This window comes from Nocardia sp. NPDC056064, assembly GCF_042266925.1.
GTDB lineage: Bacteria > Actinomycetota > Actinomycetes > Mycobacteriales > Mycobacteriaceae > Nocardia.
Window position 1 is genome coordinate 1,770,831 of the sequence record NZ_JBHJWO010000001.1, and the last position, 16,524, is coordinate 1,787,354.

General features: G+C 70.8%; 16 protein-coding genes. 6 read left to right on the top strand and 10 right to left on the bottom strand.

The genetic code is table 11. The features are described from left to right. Positions 1 to 90: 90 nt before the first annotated feature. The gene (locus tag ACFC06_RS08170; protein ID WP_375929083.1) at positions 91 to 1,176 is read left to right on the top strand and encodes a helix-turn-helix transcriptional regulator; all 1,086 of its coding nucleotides are present in this window, start codon (positions 91 to 93) and stop codon (positions 1,174 to 1,176) included. Between the two features lie 12 nt (positions 1,177 to 1,188). On the opposite strand, the gene ACFC06_RS08175 is transcribed toward ACFC06_RS08170, so the two are convergent. From ACFC06_RS08175 to ACFC06_RS08185, 3 genes are all read right to left on the bottom strand, one after another. Further along, positions 1,189 to 1,836, bottom strand: a complete 648-nt coding sequence (locus tag ACFC06_RS08175) for a serine protease (RefSeq protein WP_375929085.1) — start codon at positions 1,834 to 1,836, stop codon at positions 1,189 to 1,191. 73 nt (positions 1,837 to 1,909) lie between these two features. Beyond that, on the bottom strand, positions 1,910 to 2,152 hold the full coding sequence (locus ACFC06_RS08180) for a hypothetical protein (protein ID WP_278264009.1): 243 nt from the start codon (positions 2,150 to 2,152) through the stop codon (positions 1,910 to 1,912). Between the two features lie 94 nt (positions 2,153 to 2,246). Then, positions 2,247 to 3,155, bottom strand: coding sequence for a hydrogen peroxide-inducible genes activator (locus tag ACFC06_RS08185; RefSeq protein WP_375929087.1), 909 nt, complete (start codon positions 3,153 to 3,155; stop codon positions 2,247 to 2,249). A 79-nt stretch (positions 3,156 to 3,234) separates the two neighbouring features. Between ACFC06_RS08185 and ACFC06_RS08190 the strand changes: the two genes are divergently transcribed. From ACFC06_RS08190 to ACFC06_RS08200, 3 genes are all read left to right on the top strand, one after another. Beyond that, positions 3,235 to 3,822, top strand: coding sequence for a peroxiredoxin (locus ACFC06_RS08190; protein WP_375929089.1), 588 nt, complete (start codon positions 3,235 to 3,237; stop codon positions 3,820 to 3,822). A gap of 44 nt (positions 3,823 to 3,866) precedes the next feature. After that, positions 3,867 to 4,406, top strand: coding sequence for a carboxymuconolactone decarboxylase family protein (locus tag ACFC06_RS08195; protein ID WP_375929090.1), 540 nt, complete (start codon positions 3,867 to 3,869; stop codon positions 4,404 to 4,406). A 120-nt stretch (positions 4,407 to 4,526) separates the two neighbouring features. After that, positions 4,527 to 5,228: a PhzF family phenazine biosynthesis protein gene (locus ACFC06_RS08200; RefSeq protein WP_375929091.1), complete on the top strand. Its 702-nt coding sequence runs from the start codon at positions 4,527 to 4,529 to the stop codon at positions 5,226 to 5,228. Here the strand turns inward: ACFC06_RS08200 and ACFC06_RS08205 are convergent. Both ACFC06_RS08205 and ACFC06_RS08210 read right to left on the bottom strand, forming a co-directional pair. Next, complete coding sequence (locus tag ACFC06_RS08205) at positions 5,225 to 6,292, bottom strand: hypothetical protein (RefSeq protein ID WP_375929092.1); 1,068 nt, start codon at positions 6,290 to 6,292, stop codon at positions 5,225 to 5,227. The genes ACFC06_RS08200 and ACFC06_RS08205 overlap by 4 nt on opposite strands. Positions 6,293 to 6,350: 58 nt before the next feature. Next, on the bottom strand, positions 6,351 to 6,938 hold the full coding sequence (locus ACFC06_RS08210; protein ID WP_375929093.1) for a DUF5134 domain-containing protein: 588 nt from the start codon (positions 6,936 to 6,938) through the stop codon (positions 6,351 to 6,353). Positions 6,939 to 7,057: 119 nt separating this feature from the next. Here ACFC06_RS08210 and ACFC06_RS08215 point away from each other — a divergent pair, with 119 nt between their 5' ends. Next, on the top strand, positions 7,058 to 7,540 hold the full coding sequence (locus tag ACFC06_RS08215) for a GNAT family N-acetyltransferase (RefSeq protein WP_375929094.1): 483 nt from the start codon (positions 7,058 to 7,060) through the stop codon (positions 7,538 to 7,540). A gap of 80 nt (positions 7,541 to 7,620) precedes the next feature. Here the strand turns inward: ACFC06_RS08215 and ACFC06_RS08220 are convergent, their stop codons facing one another. Both ACFC06_RS08220 and ACFC06_RS08225 read right to left on the bottom strand, forming a co-directional pair. Continuing rightward, positions 7,621 to 8,844 (bottom strand): aspartate aminotransferase family protein, encoded by a 1,224-nt coding sequence (locus ACFC06_RS08220; protein ID WP_375929095.1) that lies wholly within the window; start codon positions 8,842 to 8,844, stop codon positions 7,621 to 7,623. Between the two features lie 54 nt (positions 8,845 to 8,898). Beyond that, a complete protein-coding gene (locus ACFC06_RS08225; RefSeq protein WP_375929096.1) occupies positions 8,899 to 9,540 on the bottom strand; it encodes a Pr6Pr family membrane protein in 642 nt (213 codons plus the stop codon). Positions 9,541 to 9,709: 169 nt separating this feature from the next. Here ACFC06_RS08225 and hrpA point away from each other — a divergent pair, with 169 nt between their 5' ends. After that, on the top strand, positions 9,710 to 13,792 hold the full coding sequence (gene hrpA / locus ACFC06_RS08230) for an ATP-dependent RNA helicase HrpA (protein WP_375929097.1): 4,083 nt from the start codon (positions 9,710 to 9,712) through the stop codon (positions 13,790 to 13,792). A 6-nt stretch (positions 13,793 to 13,798) separates the two neighbouring features. Here hrpA and nrdR read toward each other — a convergent pair whose 3' ends face one another. The 3 genes from nrdR to ACFC06_RS08245 form a co-directional block, all read right to left on the bottom strand. Further along, positions 13,799 to 14,269 (bottom strand): transcriptional regulator NrdR, encoded by a 471-nt coding sequence (gene nrdR, locus ACFC06_RS08235; protein ID WP_375929098.1) that lies wholly within the window; start codon positions 14,267 to 14,269, stop codon positions 13,799 to 13,801. Between the two features lie 51 nt (positions 14,270 to 14,320). Beyond that, positions 14,321 to 15,514, bottom strand: coding sequence for a hypothetical protein (locus ACFC06_RS08240; protein ID WP_375929099.1), 1,194 nt, complete (start codon positions 15,512 to 15,514; stop codon positions 14,321 to 14,323). A 186-nt stretch (positions 15,515 to 15,700) separates the two neighbouring features. Next, positions 15,701 to 16,405, bottom strand: coding sequence for a hypothetical protein (locus ACFC06_RS08245; RefSeq protein ID WP_375929100.1), 705 nt, complete (start codon positions 16,403 to 16,405; stop codon positions 15,701 to 15,703). Between the last annotated feature and the right edge of the window lie 119 nt (positions 16,406 to 16,524).

Here is a 16,524-nt window from a genome sequence, read left to right on the forward strand (position 1 = left end):
GCTGCCCGGAGAGGATTTCGCGGTCGGCGAAGATCGACTAGGATTCGGGGGTTGGAGCAACTCGGAGACAGACGCCGAGGAAGGGCCACCATGGCGATTGCGCTACAACGTTTCTCGACATTGATCGCGGCGATCTACACCGCGGGCGACGACCCGGACCGCTGGGAGGCGGTGGTCCACGAGATCACCGACACCTTCGGCGCGGTGCACACCCAGCTCGTCCTCACCGAGCCCGCCACCGGCGAGGTCTCGGTGATCACCGCGGGGACCGGCTACGGCACCACCCAGCTCGGCGCGCTCGCCGGGCGGGTCCACACGCTGCCGATCGGGGCCACCGTCACCGGCGACGACCTGTTCGCGCCCCGGGAGCGCGGCCTGCTCCCGGCCGAACCGCTCAAACCGGCCGGGCTGAGCGACTGTTTCGTCGCCCGGCTCACCGAGGAACTCCCCCCGTCCTGGATCTGCCTGGCCATGCCCGACGCCCGCGCGCTCACCGGCGAATCGGCCGCGCGCACGCTGCTCGGTGTGCTGGTCCCGCACCTGCGCGGGGCGCTGCACACCCACTCACGGCTGGTGGAACTGTCCCGGGACCGCGACTTCGCCCTGGCCACGCTGGAGAAGGCGAAATACGGGATCATGATCGTCACCGCCGACTCGGCGCTGGTCTTCGCCAACGCGATGGCCGAGGAGATCACCCAGCAGGCCGACGGGCTCACCGTCGACACGAGCGGCAGACTGCGCGCGACCGCGGCGGCGGCACCGGCCTCGCTGTGCGAGCTGATCCGCCAGGCGGCCGGACCCGAGCGCAGCAGTGGCAACATCGCCCTGCCGCGCGCCTCCGGCGGCCGACCGCTGATCGTGCGGGTCACCCCACTCGAAGGGGTGCGCGAGGACGGTCCGTGGCAGCGCGCGGTGCTGCTGCTGGTGGTGGACCCGGAACACGATCCGGAACCGGAGCCGACCGCGCTGCACGATCTGTACGGACTCACCGATGCCGAGACGATGGTCGCGATGGGTGTGCTGCGCGGCGACGGCCTCCCGGCGGTCGCCGATCAGCTGTCGGTCTCGCTGTTCACCGCGCGCACCCACCTGCAGCACATCTTCGCCAAGACCAGAACCCACCGGCAGGCCGAGCTGGTCCGGCTCCTGCTGACCAGCGCGATCTCCGCGCAGTAGCAGCCCTCCCCCTCAGATGGGATGGAATCCGACGCCGGGTCCGCCACGGTAGGCCACGTCGTCGAGGATGCGGGTGAAATTGGCGCCGACCTGCGGGCCCAGGCAGGGCACCGCGATGTAGCCGTTGACGATGGCCACCAGTGTCGAACCGACCACGACCGGCCCGCCGGAGTCACCCACGATCACGCAGATCTGGCTCAGCGTCCAGGTCGCGCCGCCGAAGACGTCACCGTAGACCAGGCCGCAGGTCTGCCCGGTGGTCCGGCCCTCCTTGCAGGCGACCGCCGGGAACTCGGCAGGCAGCCCGACCCCGGTGATCGTGGTGGAGCCGACGTGGTTCACCGGGTTCACCCGGCCCGCGTCGAAGCTGATCAGCGCGTAGTCCAGCTGGTCGTTGACGAACGACACACTGCCCACGGTGCCGGCTTGCTGGTCCGCCTCGGCCGCGACACCGGCACCGGCCGCCGCGCAGTGCCCGGCGGTGAAACCCACCAGCTGGCCCGCGCCGTCGTAGCCGATGGTGGTGAGTGTGCACACCGAGCCGTCGTCGAAGACGATGCCCGATCCACCGCCGAGTGCTACCGGGGCCTGCGCGTTCGCGGTCCCGAAGCTCGCCCACGCCAGGACGAGCGCGGCGGCGAGGATCCACCATCGCCGCACCGACACAATCGGGGCACTCTCGCACCGGAGTGCGGGAGTGCCTCGGTCATTCCTGGGCTCGATCATGCGCGGGTCAGACCACGCACACCGGGTACAGAATGGGCAGGGTCACGAGAATCGGAACACAGGTCAGCAGTGCACCGGGGATCGTGATGAACGGCGACAGCACGACGGGCTGCACTTCCACGGGCACCGGTGCGACGGGGACGGGGGCAGGGTCCGCCGCGGGTGCTGCACCGGCTACGCCGGCACCGAGAGCGATCAACGGCGCACAAGCAAACACCGCGATGGTGGAGCGAATCTTGTTGTTGATCATTGCCATTCCTTAGAACTGAGGTGGCGGGTTCGTCACCTCATCCAGAACAGCACCGATGAACGGCGGGCGCGTCGTTCGAACAGATGAGATCAGTTCAGAACGGCCGCTTGGACCGGATCACCGCGGCCAGATACTCGTAGTCGTCGGCGCGGGCCGAGGAGGCACGGAAGGCCAGCCCGATCGTGCGGCCGGGAGCGGGCGCGGCGAACCGGGCGACCTCGAGGGTGCCGCGCGCGGTCTCGGCGGCCACGGCCATCTCGGGAATGAGTGTTACTCCGAGTCCACCTGCGACACACTGCACCACCGTGGTCAGCGAGGCGGCGCGGGTGTCACCGACCGCGCCGGGGTGCACCTCGGCGCTGCGGCACAGTTCCAGGGTCTGGTCGCGCAGGCAGTGGCCTTCGTCGAGCAGCAGCAGTGGCATCTCGGCCAGCACCGGGGCGGCCAGGTCGGTGCGCCCGGCCAGTTCGTGCCCGCGCGGGGTCACCAGGACGAACTCCTCGGTGTAGAGCGGGATCTCCACCAGCCCGGGCGCTTCGGTGGGCAGCGCGAGCAGCGCCACGTCGAGCACGCCGGTGCGCAGGCCGTCGAGCAGACGCGCGGTCTGGTCCTCCACCACCTGCGGCACCAGGGTGGGCAGTTTGCGACGCAGCTCGGGTAACAGCTCCGGCAGCACGTACGGCGCGACCGTCGGGATGATGCCCATCCGCAGCACACCGCCGAGCCCGTCGCCGGCGGCCGAGGCGACGAACCGGTCGGCCGCCTCCAGGGTCGCGCGCGCCTGCGGGAGCAGCCGCATGCCCGCGGCGGTGACCAGCACCCGGCGGGTGCTGCGCTCGATCAGCTGCAGTCCCAGCCCGTTTTCCAGTGATGCCAGGGCCTGCGATAACGTGGGTTGGCTCACAGTCAAACGCGCTGCGGCGGTGCCGAAATGCCGGTATTCGGCGACGGCCACGAACGCACGCAGCTGCGACAGGGTTGGCTGATAAGTCTGATCAGTCACGCCTATCAGTGTACGACAAGCAATCGGCTTTACCTTTTAGTACGCTGGCCCCAACCACACCACGAATGAGGAGATGAGCATGGCTCTGCTGACCATCGGCGACCAGTTCCCGGCATACAACCTCAAGGCCGTCATCGGAGGTGACCTGTCGAAGGTCGACGCGCAGCAGCCCGACGACTACTTCACCCAGATCACCAGCGACGACCACGCGGGCAAGTGGCGCATCGTGTTCTTCTGGCCCAAGGACTTCACCTTCGTGTGCCCCACCGAGATCGCCGCGTTCGGCAAGCTGAACGAGGAGTTCGCCGACCGTGACGCGCAGGTCCTCGGCGCCTCGGTCGACAACGAGTTCGTGCACTTCCAGTGGCGTGCCCAGCACGAGGATCTCAAGACCCTCCCCTTCCCGATCCTGTCCGACCTCAAGCGTGAGCTGGCCACCGCCACCGGTGTGCTCAACGCCGACGGTGTCGCCGACCGCGCGACCTTCATCGTCGACCCGAACAACGAGGTCCAGTTCGTCTCCGTGACCGCCGGTTCGGTCGGCCGCAACGTCGACGAGGTGCTGCGCGTGCTCGACGCCCTGCAGTCCGACGAGCTGTGCGCCTGCAACTGGAAGAAGGGCGATCCGACCATCGACGCGGGCGAACTGCTCTCCGCCAGCGTCTGATCCACCCTTTCCCCACCGATTCACCCCAGAGGAGCCCCACTGTCATGAGCATCGAGAACCTGAAGAACTCCCTTCCCGAGTACGCCAAGGACCTCAAGCTCAACCTGTCCTCGCTCGCGCGCACCACGGTGCTGTCCGAGCAGCAGCTGTGGGGCACCCTGCTGGCCTCGGCCGCCGCCACCCGCTCGGCCACCACGCTGCGCGAGATCGCCGAGGAAGCCGCCGACACGCTGTCGGCGGAGGCTTACGAGGCCGCCCTCGGCGCCGCCTCGATCATGGGCATGAACAACGTGTTCTACCGCGGCAAGGCGTTCCTGGACGGCCGCTACGACGATCTGCGCGCGGGTCTGCGGATGAACATCATCGGCAACCCGGGCGTGGACAAGGCCGATTTCGAGCTGTGGTCGTTCGCGGTGTCCTCGATCAACGGCTGCGCGCACTGCCTCGAGGCGCACGAGAAGACCCTGCGTGAGGCCGGTGTCTCGCGCGAGGTGATCTTCGAGTCGCTGCGCGCGGCGGCCATCGTGGCCGGTGTGGGCCAGGCCGTGGCCTCGACCGAGGCGCTGGCGGGCGCCGCGGTCTGAGCCACCGTGGAACCGGGGCCCATCGGCGCGTATGCGCTGGTGGGCCCCGGTCCTTTCCTCGGGACACGACCGCGTCGTGGTTGGCCGGAGGACCGCGGACGCGCCGGTAGGCTCGCCCGCATGAACGCACATGATGTGCCCGATGCCCCGGACATCCAGGTCGAGGTCGTCCGAGTGTTCACCGATCCCGCCGGTCATCTGGGCAACGCGCTGGGCATCGCCAGGGCCGGCGACGTCGTCGCCCTCGACAAGCAGGAGCTGGCCGCGCGTCTGGGCTACAGCGAGACCACCGTCTACGAGGACCCGGTCGACGGGGTCGCCCTCGTCCGGATCTTCACTCCCACCACGGAATTGCCCTTCGCCGGGCATCCCACCGTCGGCACCGCGTGGTGGCTCGCCGAGCAGGGCCTGGCGGTGCACACCCTGCAGGTACCCGCCGGTCCCGTCGCGGTGACCCGCAACGAAGGCATCACCTGGGTCACCGCCCGCGCCGAGTGGACACCGGAATTCACCTTCCACCAACTGGATTCGCTCGACGAACTGGCCCTGCTGCGTCCCGGCGACATCACCACCGGACAGCACTACTACTGGGTGTGGACCGACGAGCCCCGCGGCGCCATCCGCTCACGAATGTTCGCCCCCGCCATGGGCATCGCCGAGGACGAGGCCACCGGCGCCGCGGCCGTCGCGCTCACCGCGCGGTTGCGGCGCGGGCTGGTGCTCACCCAGGGACTGGGTTCGCAGCTCTACACCGCCTGGGACTCCGACGGCTGGGTCCGGTTGGGCGGGCGGGTCTCCGAAGACCATGTGATGGTGCTCTAGCCGCCGGGCGGGTTGCCGAAGCGGCGTAGCCACGGGGGCCGGGCGCTCCAGTGGCCGCGCCGCGGGGTGGGGGCGCCCACGTCGGCCAGGATCTTCGCCTCGAGCTGGCGTGGGGGCGGGCGCTGGTCGTCGTCGGCGAGCCGGGCGAGTACGTCGTGCACGGCCCGGACCCGCTCGGCGAACATCGACAGGCTGTGCGGGGCGGTCGCGGCGAGTTTGTTCTCGATGTGGTGGTGCTCGAGTTCGGCGACGGCGTCGAGGGCGTAGGCGTCGGCCAGTGTCAGCACCGAACCGGGCGGGCACCAGGGCGGCCGGGTTGCGCAGCGCGCCAGTCGCTGTTCGGCCAGCCGCTCGACGCCCTCGGCCAGCAGCCGGGTGACCATGGGTACGCGCAGGCCGAGTTCACGCCCGATCGCGCGATAGGTGCGGCCACCGTAGTAGGCCAGGACGAACACCTCGCAGTGACTGTCGAGCGGGTCGTCGAAACCGAGGCGGGCCGAGACCGCCAGCCACGGCATGTCCTCGCCGTCGTTGCGGTCCAGGCGCAGCCGCTGCACGGCCAGGCGGTGTACCTGGGCCAGCAGCCAGGTCTGTTCGGGACCGAACACGACGGGTTCGGGGCGGGGCGGGGCCAGGTCCGCGCCGGTGTGGTCGGGCAGCTCGTCACCGTCGCGGCCGTAGACGACGCCGCTGCCGAAGGCGAGATCGTAGGTGGGGCGGTCCAGATCATGGGTGTCGGGGCGGGTGGCGACGAAGGCCGAACGGCCCCAGGGTGTTCCGAGGTCGGGGACCGGCGGGCCCGCGGGTTCGGCAGGCTCGTCGGGTAATTCGTCGTCCTCGGCGGTGATCCACGGCGTCGCGCGCACGCGCCGGAACCCCTCGCGGACAACCTCTTCGGCCAGCCCGCGGCGATGCAGCACGCGCAGGGCCAGCCCGAACGCCGCCGCGCCGGTGGTGCGGTAGAGCTCGCGCACCGCCTCACGATCCTCGGCACCGGACAGGATTTCCGGGGCGGCCGCCGGTACCCCACGCCGCGCCTTTTCGGGACCACGCTGTCCATTCATCGTCGAATTCCTGTCCGCACAACGGCAATTCGCAGCCCGAGCGGTTGTGGATCGGTATTCACCGGCCGATCGCGGCGATCAGCATGAACGCGGTGCCGAAATCCATCACCAGATGCGGCACCAGCGCCGAGGTCAGCCGGTGGCCGCCGGGGGGATGTAGCCAGCGCAGCAGCCGTGGCCGGTGACCGGCGGTGCCGAGCACCAGCAGCGCGTCGAGGACGAACAGCGCGGCCAGCCCGAGCGCGGGCCACAGGGGGGCACCCGCCCCGTGTCCGGCGCCGTGCCCGCTCATCGCGTAGAGCATGGCCGCGGCCGCGACGGTGTGGTAGCCGAGCGCGAACAGGTCCTCGGTGCCGGGCAGCGCGCCGGTGCGCCACCGGAACAGCCGCTCCCCGAACAACATCGCGAAGGTCACCGTCAGCGCGATCAGGATGCCGCGCATGGCGTGCGGATCACTGGCCACCGGGAAGATCAACATGGTCAGCATCACCAGGCACATCAGCAGATGCGCCCCGTCGGCGGCGGCGTCCACCCGCTGACCGGCACGCGGGCGGGTCAACCGCCCGACCACGATCACCCCCGCGACGACGAACGCGGCGACCACCCACCACCGCACCATCCCGCTGTCCTGCACGAATTCGGCCACACCCCACCACCTTCGAGTCGACACCCGCCCCACCATGCTCGCACCGACCGCACGCCCCCACTACCGTTTCCGACCGATCCCCACCTGCGACAACGCCGTCGGACGGGCACCATGAACACATGAGCGACCCCGCCACCACGCACTGGCGCATCACCATCGACGACCTGACCGGCCCCGAGATCACCGACCTGCTGACCCGTCACCGCGCCCAGATGGCGGACAACTCCCCCGCCTGCAGCATGCACGCGCTCGACCTGACCGGTCTGCGCGATCCGGCGGTGACGGTGTGGAGCGCGTGGTCGGGTACGAACCTGGTCGGCTGCGGCGCGCTGCGCGAACTCGCCGCGGCGCACGGCGAGATCAAGTCCATGCGGACCGCCGCCGGGCACACCGGTCGCGGGGTGGGGGCGGCGATCCTGGCCCATCTCGTCGCGACGGGACGGCAGCGCGGCTACCGGCGCGTGAGTCTGGAGACGGGGTCGAGCGCGTTCTTCGCGCCCGCGCGGCGGCTGTACCGGCGCCACGGGTTCGCCGAGTGCGGACCGTTCGCGGAGTACGTCCTCGACCCGAACAGCCGGTTCTTCACCCTCGAGCTCGGCTGACCCGTTCCGCTCGGCGGCGTGACGAGGGCGACCGGCCCCACGGATCGTGGTGTCGCGATCCGTGGGGCCGGTCGTGGGGGTCAGCCCAGGGCGCGGGCGAAACCGGCGGCCAGGTCGGCGACCTGGGCGTCGGTCATGACGAACGACGGGGAGATCTGCAGGGCGCCACCGCCGGCGGCGCGACCGGAGATGCCCTCGGCGCGCAGGGCTTTGACGAACCCGGGCGCCTCGGCGGGGTCGGCGAGCTGGACCGCGGCCACCGCGCCGAGACCGCTGCGGACCTCCCGGACACGGGGGTGCTCGGCCAGCGGTGCCAGGGCGGTGTGCAGGGTCTGTTCGAGGCGGGCGGCCTCCTCGATCAGGCCCTCGCGTTCGATGATGGCGAGGTTGGCCAGGGCGGCCGCGGCGGCACCGGCGTGGCCGCCGTAGGTGTAGCCGTGCCGGAACCAGACGCCGCCGCCGAAGAACGGTTCGGCCAGGTGCGGGGCGACGAACACCGCGCCCATGGGCACGTACCCGGAGGTGAGGCCCTTGGCGGTCGTCATCAGATCGGGCTGCAGATCGAAGCGGGTGGAGGCGAACCAGGAGCCGCCGATGCGGCCGAAGCCGGTGACGACCTCGTCGGCGACGAAGAGGATGTCGTGATCGCGGCAGATCTGGCGGACCTCGGCGAGGTAGCCCCGCGGCGGCAGGTACACCCCGCCCGCGCCGATGATCGGCTCGCAGAAGAACGCGGCGATCTGCTCGGCGCCGATCTCCTCGATCAGGGCCAGCAGCGCCTTGGCGTCGTCCCATTCGACGGTGCGGGTGTCGGCGACCAGGGTGCCGTAGCCCTCCAGGTTGGGTGCCAGGCCACCGAGCGCGGTGCTCGCGTAGTGCATGCCGTGGTAGGCCAGCCTGCGCCCGACCAGGATCGTCTTGTCGGTGCGGCCCTGCTCGAACCAGTAGCGGCGGGCCAGCTTGGCGGCGGTCTCGATGGAGTCCGAGCCGCCGGAGGTGAAGAAGATCTTGCTGCCGGGCACCGGGGCGATGGTGGCCAGTCTCTCGGCCAGTTCCTGGACCGGCGGCTCGGTGAGGTCACCGAAGTTGGAGTAGTGGGCGATGGTGCGCAACTGCGCGGCGACCGCGTCGGCGATCTCGGCGCGGCCGTGCCCGACGTTGGCGAACCACAGTCCCGCGGTGGCGTCGAGATAGCGGGTGCCCGCGGTGTCGTAGACGTAGGCGCCGTCACCCCGGGCGACGACGAACGCGCCGTCGCGGTCGACGGCACCCATATCGGCGAATCCATGCCAGAGCGCATTCATGACTCCACACTTACCCGAACCCGGGCCGGGGCGCGCGCGGACCCGCGCGGCGTCTCAGTCCGCGGACCGGCGATCACGCCACCGCGCGGGCAGATCCCCCAGCGACGCCATGGCTACCGCGAGTACCGCGAACACCACGGTGAGCACCACCAGGCCGATCACCAGCGAGACGTACCCCTGGCCGCGGGGGTCGATGAACGGGTAGGGATACCAGTCCACGATCGGGCCGCGGATCAGCGTGTAGATGCCGTAGACCAGGGGGAACGCCAGCCACCAGGCGATCAGCTCCGGGTCCGCGCGCAGCCGCCGCGGCATGGCGACCAGCAGCCAGTCCAGCAGCAGCACCAGGGGCAGGACGCGGTGCAGCACGTCGTTGATCCAGCGGTCGTTCAGCATGACGTCGACCTTGGCCAGCAGCACCGCGTAGACGACCATCGTGATCAGCATGTAGAGCGTCACCGCGCCACGGAAGATCTGCCAGCGCGGTCCCCGCGGGGCGAGGACGCCACCGACGGCCAGCACCACCACCGCGAGGATGTTCGATTCGATGGTGAAGTAGCTCAGGTAGTTGGTGAGCGAGAACGTCGCGGAGTCCATATTCCGCAGCGGGATCCACAACAGCGCCACCAGGCCGAGCACCGCGAACCCGATCCGGTACGCCCTGATCCACCACGCCGTGCCCGCCGCTGCGCTCATACCGGGATCGTCGCACGCGCGTACAGCCGCGACGGCCACCTCGCCCTGCGCGTCGCGGCACACCGACGATCGCGGGCGTGCGCCGTGGTGTGTCGTTGGTCTCGCCGGACCGCCCCGCGGGCGACGCGACGGAAAACCGCTGGCGGGCTTCGCTAGGCTGACAGATGCAATGACCAGGACAGCTAGCACCGGTACCCGCGCGCTGCGCACCCGCCTGGCGGAGGTCTCGCTGCGCGACGAACACCGGCTCCAGCGCAAGCTCGACCGTGCGCGCCCCGACGACCTACCCGCCCTCGAGGCCGAGATCGCCGCCGCCGTGACCCGCGTGGCCAACCGCCGCGCGGCGCTTCCGCCGATCACCTACCCCGAGCAACTGCCGGTCTCCGCGCGCCGCGACGACATCGCCGCCGCCGTCGCCGCGCACCAGGTGGTGATCGTCGCCGGCGAGACGGGCTCGGGCAAGACCACCCAGATCCCGAAGATCTGCCTGGAACTGGGCCGTGGCATCCGCGGCACCATCGGCCACACCCAGCCACGCCGCCTGGCCGCACGCACCGTCGCCGAGCGCATCGCCGAGGAGCTCGGCACCGAGCTGGGCGATGTGGTCGGCTACACGGTCCGCTTCACCGATCAGGCCTCCGACCGCACGCTGGTCAAGCTCATGACCGACGGCATCCTGCTCGCCGAGATCCAGCGCGACCGCATGCTGCGCCGCTACGACACGATCATCATCGACGAGGCACACGAGCGCAGCCTCAATATCGACTTCCTGCTCGGCTACCTGAAGCAACTGCTGCCCAAGCGACCCGACCTCAAGGTGATCATCACCTCGGCGACCATCGACCCGGAGCTGTTCGCCCGGCATTTCGCCGACGCCGAGGGAACACCGGCGCCGATCGTCGAGGTGTCGGGCCGGTCCTATCCGGTGGAGCTGCGCTATCGGCCGCTGTCGCTGGAACTGCCCGGGTCCGACGAGGACGACGAGGACACCCGCGTCGTGGACCGCGACCCCACCGACGCCATCGCCGACGCGGTCACCGAACTGTTCGCCGAGGGCGACGGCGATGTGCTGGTGTTCCTGTCCGGCGAACGCGAGATCCGCGACACCGCCGACGCGCTGCGGGACCGGCGGCTGCCGCGCACCGAGGTGGTTCCGCTCTACGCGCGGCTCTCGGCCGCCGAACAGCACAAAGTGTTCACTCCGCACACCGGCCGCCGGGTGGTGCTGGCCACCAATGTCGCCGAGACCTCGCTGACCGTGCCGGGCATCCGCTATGTGGTCGACCCCGGCACCGCCCGCATCTCCCGGTATTCGATGCGCACCAAGGTGCAGCGGCTGCCGATCGAACCGATCTCGCAGGCCTCGGCCCGGCAGCGGTCGGGGCGCTGTGGCCGCGTGGCCGACGGTATCGCCATCCGGCTCTACGCCGAGGACGATTTCGAGTCGCGGCCCGCGTTCACCGAACCGGAGATCCTGCGCACCAATCTGGCCGCGGTCATCCTGCAGATGACGGCGCTGGGTCTGGGCGACATCGAGAGCTTCCCGTTCGTGGAGGCACCGGATCGCCGGGCCATCCGCGACGGCATCGCCCTGCTCGAGGAGCTCGGCGCGCTGGCGCACGGCAGCGCGAAAGCCGTGGACGGCGAAGCGCATTCGGGTGGGCATCTCACGCTCACCCCCATCGGACGCGAGATGGCCCAGCTGCCGGTGGACCCGCGCATGGCCCGGATGCTGGTGGAGGCGCACCGCAACGGCTGCCTGGACGAGGTGCTGGTGATCGTGGCCGCGCTGTCCATCCAGGACGTGCGGGAGCGACCGGTCGAACACCAGCAGGCCGCCGACACCCAGCACGCCCGCTTCACCGTCGACGGCTCGGACTTCCTGACCTACCTGCGCCTGTGGGACTACCTCACCGAACAACGCAAGTCGTTGTCGTCCAACCAGTTCCGCCGCATGTGCCGCGACGAGTTCCTGCACTACCTGCGCATCCGCGAATGGCAGGACCTGCACGGCCAGCTGCGCACCATCACCCGCGGGCTCGGCTGGAACGAGGCGGGCACCGCGGCCCCCGGGCGCGCACAAGCCGGCGCGAAAGGCCGAGGCGATCGGCGGCGCGGCGGCGATCGGGCTGCGCGTGGCCAGGACACGAAGGCCCCGAAGGCCGGTCAGGTGAGCGAGGACGCCGAAGCGGCGATGCCGTGGCCCGCCGCGCAGATCCATCAGGCGCTGCTGGCGGGCATGCTCTCGCACATCGGTGTCCGCGAGGCCGAGTCGCGGGAATTCCTCGGCGCGCGCAATGCCAAGTTCATGATCTTCCCCGGCTCCTCGCTGGCCAAGAAGCCCCCGCGCTGGGTGATGGCCGCCGAACTCGTGGAGACCTCGCGGCTGTGGGGCCGCATCACCGCCAAGGTGGAACCGGAGTGGGCCGAGCGGCTCGCCGGGGAGCTGGTGAAACGCACCTACTCCGAACCACATTGGTCGTCCAAGCGTGGCGCCGCGCGCGCCTACGAGCGGGCCACACTCTACGGTGTGCCGCTGGTGACCGGCCGTCCCGTCGACTTCGGGCGCATCGACCCCGAACTCTCGCGCGAGCTGTTCCTGCGCCACGCCTTGGTCCAGGGCGAATGGCAGACCCGGCACGGGTTCTTCGCCCGCAACCGCGCGCTGATCGACGACGTGGCCGATCTCGAACACCGCGCCCGCCGCCGCGACATCCTCGTCGACGACGAGGTGCTCTTCGAGTTCTACGACCAGCGCGTGCCCGCCGACATCGTCTCGGTGCGCCACTTCGACAGCTGGTGGCGCAAGGCCGAACGCGAGGACCCCACGCTGCTGGACTTCTCGGCCGAGACCGTCACCAATGCCGGTGCCGCCGCGCTGGACCCGACCGACTTCCCCGACGCCTGGCGGCAGGGCGAACTCAGTTTCCCGCTGACCTACCAGTTCGAACCCGGCCGGGACGACGACGGCGTGACCGTACGCATCCCGGTCGAACAGCTCGCCCACGTGCGCGCCGTCGGCTTCGACTGGCTGGTACCCGGGCTGCGCGAGGAGCTGGCCGCCGCCTTCATCAAGACCCTGCCCAAGCCCCTGCGCCGCGCCGTCGTGCCCGCACCGGACTTCGCCACGGCGGCCCTGCGCGGGCTGACCCCGCGCGCCGAGCCGCTGCGCACCGGTCTGTCCCGGGAGCTGTCGCGGCTGGGTTCGGTGACCATCACCGCCGAGGATCTGTCCCCCACCGCGCTGCCCGATCATCTGCGGATGACCTTCGCCGCGGTCGACCGCGACGGCCGGGTACTCGCCAAGAGCAAGAATCTCGCGCAGCTGAAATCGCGCCTGGCCGAGCAGGTTTCGGCCTCGGTCGCCCGGGCCACCGCGGGAGCCGAGCGCGCACCCGCCACGGTGTGGACCTCGGAGTCGCTGGGCTCGGTGGCCGAGACGGTGCGCCGCGAGGTGGCCGGGCAGACGGTCACCGGCTATCCGGCCCTGGTGCCCGAAGGCGAGGGCGTCGCGGTGCGCGTGCTGAGCTCGCCCGGCGAACAGGCCGCGGCCATGCGCGCGGGTGTGCGCACACTGCTGCTGGCCGCGATTCCCACCTCGACCCGCGCAGTGACCTCGGGCTTGCCTGCGGCCGACCGGCTGGCACTGAGCCAGAATCCCGACGGCTCCCTGGACGAGCTCGTGCAGGACTGCCGGGTCGCCGCCGCCGACGAACTGATCGCGAAAGCGGGCGGGCCCGTGCGCAGCCCCGAGCAGTTCGACCAGCTCGTGGCCACCGTACGGCCGCAGCTGGCCGGGGCCGTCGGCAGCCTGATCAGAACGGTCGCGCCGGTACTGTCGGCGGCACACCGGGCGCGCGCGGCGCTGGCGGAGACCACCGAGACCGATATCGCCGAGGACGTCCGCCACCAGCTCGACGACCTGCTGTTCCCCGGCTTCGTGGCCGAGTGGGGCCGGGCGCGGTTGCGCGAACTCCCGCGCTATCTGCTCGCGGCGGCCCAGCGCCTGGAATCGCTGCCGGGCTCGGCCGTGCGCGACCGGCAGGGCATGGTCGAGGTGGACCGGATGCTGGCCGCCTACGACAAGCTGGTGCGGAGTCTGCCCGAGAACCGGAAGCACGCGCGTGACGTCACCGAGATCTGGTGGATGATCGAGGAACTGCGGGTGAGCCTGTTCGCGCAGAAGCTGGGCACCCCGTATCCGGTGTCGGCCAAGCGGATCGAGAAGGCGATCGGCGCGATCCGGCGCTGAGCGAGGTCAGTCGGCGGATACGGCCGCCGCGGCGCGCGCGGCCCGCATCTCGGTGATCTCCCGCTCGAAATCCGCGGCGCTGGTGAAGGATCGGTACACCGAGGCGAACCGCAGGTAGGCCACCTCGTCGAGATCGCGTAGCGGGCCGAGGATGGCCAGGCCGACCTCGTGGCTGGGGACCTCCGGAGAACCCTTGGCGCGCACCGCGTCCTCGACCTGCTGGGCCAGCAGGTTCAGCGCGTCGTCGTCGACCTCGCGGCCCTGGCAGGCGCGCCGGACACCGACGATCACCTTCTCCCGGCTGAACGGCTCGGTGACGCCACTGCGCTTGACCACCGACAGGATCGCGGTCTCGACGGTGGTGAACCGGCGAGCACAGGCCGGGCAGGATCGACGACGGCGGATGGCCGTACCCTCCTCGGCTTCCCGCGAATCGACTACGCGCGAGTCAGGGTGTCGGCAGTACGGGCAATGCATCCGAGGGTTCCTTCGTCGAGGCGCACTCCATGGCACTTGACAGAATACCGCTCAGGACTGCACGAGCTGCCACTGCGTGGTCAAGTCCGCGATGATCTCCGGTAACCGGGCGATCATCCGGCCCCGATCGAGCTTGACCGTGAACGGCTCGCGATACACCCCGCCGGCGCGGGTCGCGTCGGCGACCAGGTCGAGGTGGCGGGGCACCAGGTCGGCGGTGATGTAGGCCCAGCGATCGGCCCGGTCGGCCCAGTCGAAGGCGGGTAGCGGCATGCGCAGGGCCAGCGTGGTGCCCGGCGCCCCCACCGTGACCGGCGCGTACACCCCCGGCGCCCGGGTGCCGGGTACGGCCGGTTTGCCCGCGATGGTGGTGACGTAGGTGAGCACCCGGCCCAGGCCGTCGCGGCCCGCCGCGGTGGCGTCCCACTGGTCGGCGACGATGTGGTTCTGTTCGCGGTCGGTCATCCGGAGCAGCGCGTCGGTGCGGCCCTCGGTGGTCCCGGCGTCGATTCCGGCCCACGCGGCGCGCATACCGTCGTCGAGCAGGCCCGCGGCGCGCATCTCGTCGATGCCCGCCATGCCCTCGGCGAGGTAGGCCTCGTGCATCGGCACCAGGTCGAGGAAGATGTGCTTCTGCATGATCATCAGCCGGGTCTGGTACCAGGCCAGGTCCGCGGTGGTCAGGCGCGGGCCGCGCTGGGCCAGGCCGGTGATGTCGGCGGGTACCTCGGCGAGCAGTTCGGGTGGGACCGCGCGCAGCACCTCCGCGACGGCCGTGCCCAGCTCGTGGATGCCGGCGACCGAGAGCACCCCGCCGATGTCGCCGACGTCGAAGAAGCCCGACGCGAACGAGCCGCCCGCGATGCCTGCCAGTCCCGCCCAGTAGAAGTCGGGACGCGCGGCGGCGATGCGGAAGTAGTTCACATACACCTGGGTGAAGGTGGCCGTGCCCGCGGCGACACCGCGGTAGGGCGCCCACCCGGCCAGATCGATGCCGGCGTGGTCGGCGGCGACGACGAGCCAGTACTGGTGCAGCAGGGTCGCGTAGCGCTCGGGTGCGATCCCCGCGGCCCTGGCCTCGTCGAGCGCGGCCCGCAGCGGTTCCTGGGACAGTGGCAGGGCTGGATGCAGTCCACCCCCGAATTCACCTTCGGCATTGAGGGCGGGCAGGTCGAGGAAATCGGCGTACGCCGGGCGGGCCTGCGCGGTGGGCGCGAGCAGAGTGCCGAGCAGAAAACCGAGCAACAGGACGATCGAACAGCGGCGCACAGGACCTCGCATCCGATATCGGCCGAGGCGACCGCGCCCCGGTTCGGGATGCCCGTCACGGTAGCAACGTGTTCTAGTTTTGGAACGATTTTCGTCTGGGACAGTACTGGCCGACTCGTGCGGCCGACGGTGGAAAACCTCTACTACGCAGCGCCGTCGCCGCTAGCCCTGCCCCGGGACAAGACCCCTGGACGGCACGTCCACCGGCTGTGTGATCCCCGGGACGGGCGCGTCGAGCCGCTCACCGAAACCGCCCGCGCGCAGGTGCGCCAGGCCGAGGAACGCGACGACGATCAGTGCGGTCGCCAGGGCCGTGACGGCCAGCGCGGCGAACCCGCGCTGCGCGCGCTCCACCCGTTGTAAGGGATGCGTGCCCCGCGCCGGGCGCGCGACCGGTACCGAACCTCGGCCGTAGAGCGCCAGTTCGCTGCGCGGCCCGCGGTCGACGCGCGGCGCCGTCGCGCGCGTACCCACCCGGCGCGGGTGGCCCGCGGGCCCGGGTAACGGCTCCGACCGCGGCACGGTCGCGAAGGCCAGATCCAGCTCGGCATCGGTGAGATCGAAGATCCTGGTGCGCCGTTCGGTGCGCACGAGCTCGCGCGGCGACTCGATCCGCACCGGCGCGGGTGCGGCGGTGCGCACCAGGACCGAACGAGCCTCCCGCACCGGACCGGCTCCACCGGACTCCCGCTCGACGGCGTGCGCGGCCTCCACCACCGGCGGCTCGACACGCTCGGGCCGGGTGCGCGAGGTACCGCGCACGAGTGCGAAAGGTCGTGGCGCGCGGGCGGTCCGGCGGCGCCGGAGGACGGGCTCGCGGCCCGGAACGGGATCGAAGGAACGCAGGGCGCCGGTCGCTGTGCTCATCGGAAGAACCTCCGGGGTGGTGTGCTCCGCTGCTGAAGAAAACCGCTGGTGAGGCGAGGACGCCTCCGGTTGTTCGAACATGTGTGCGACGAACTGATGTTCGATTTCTACCACGCGGC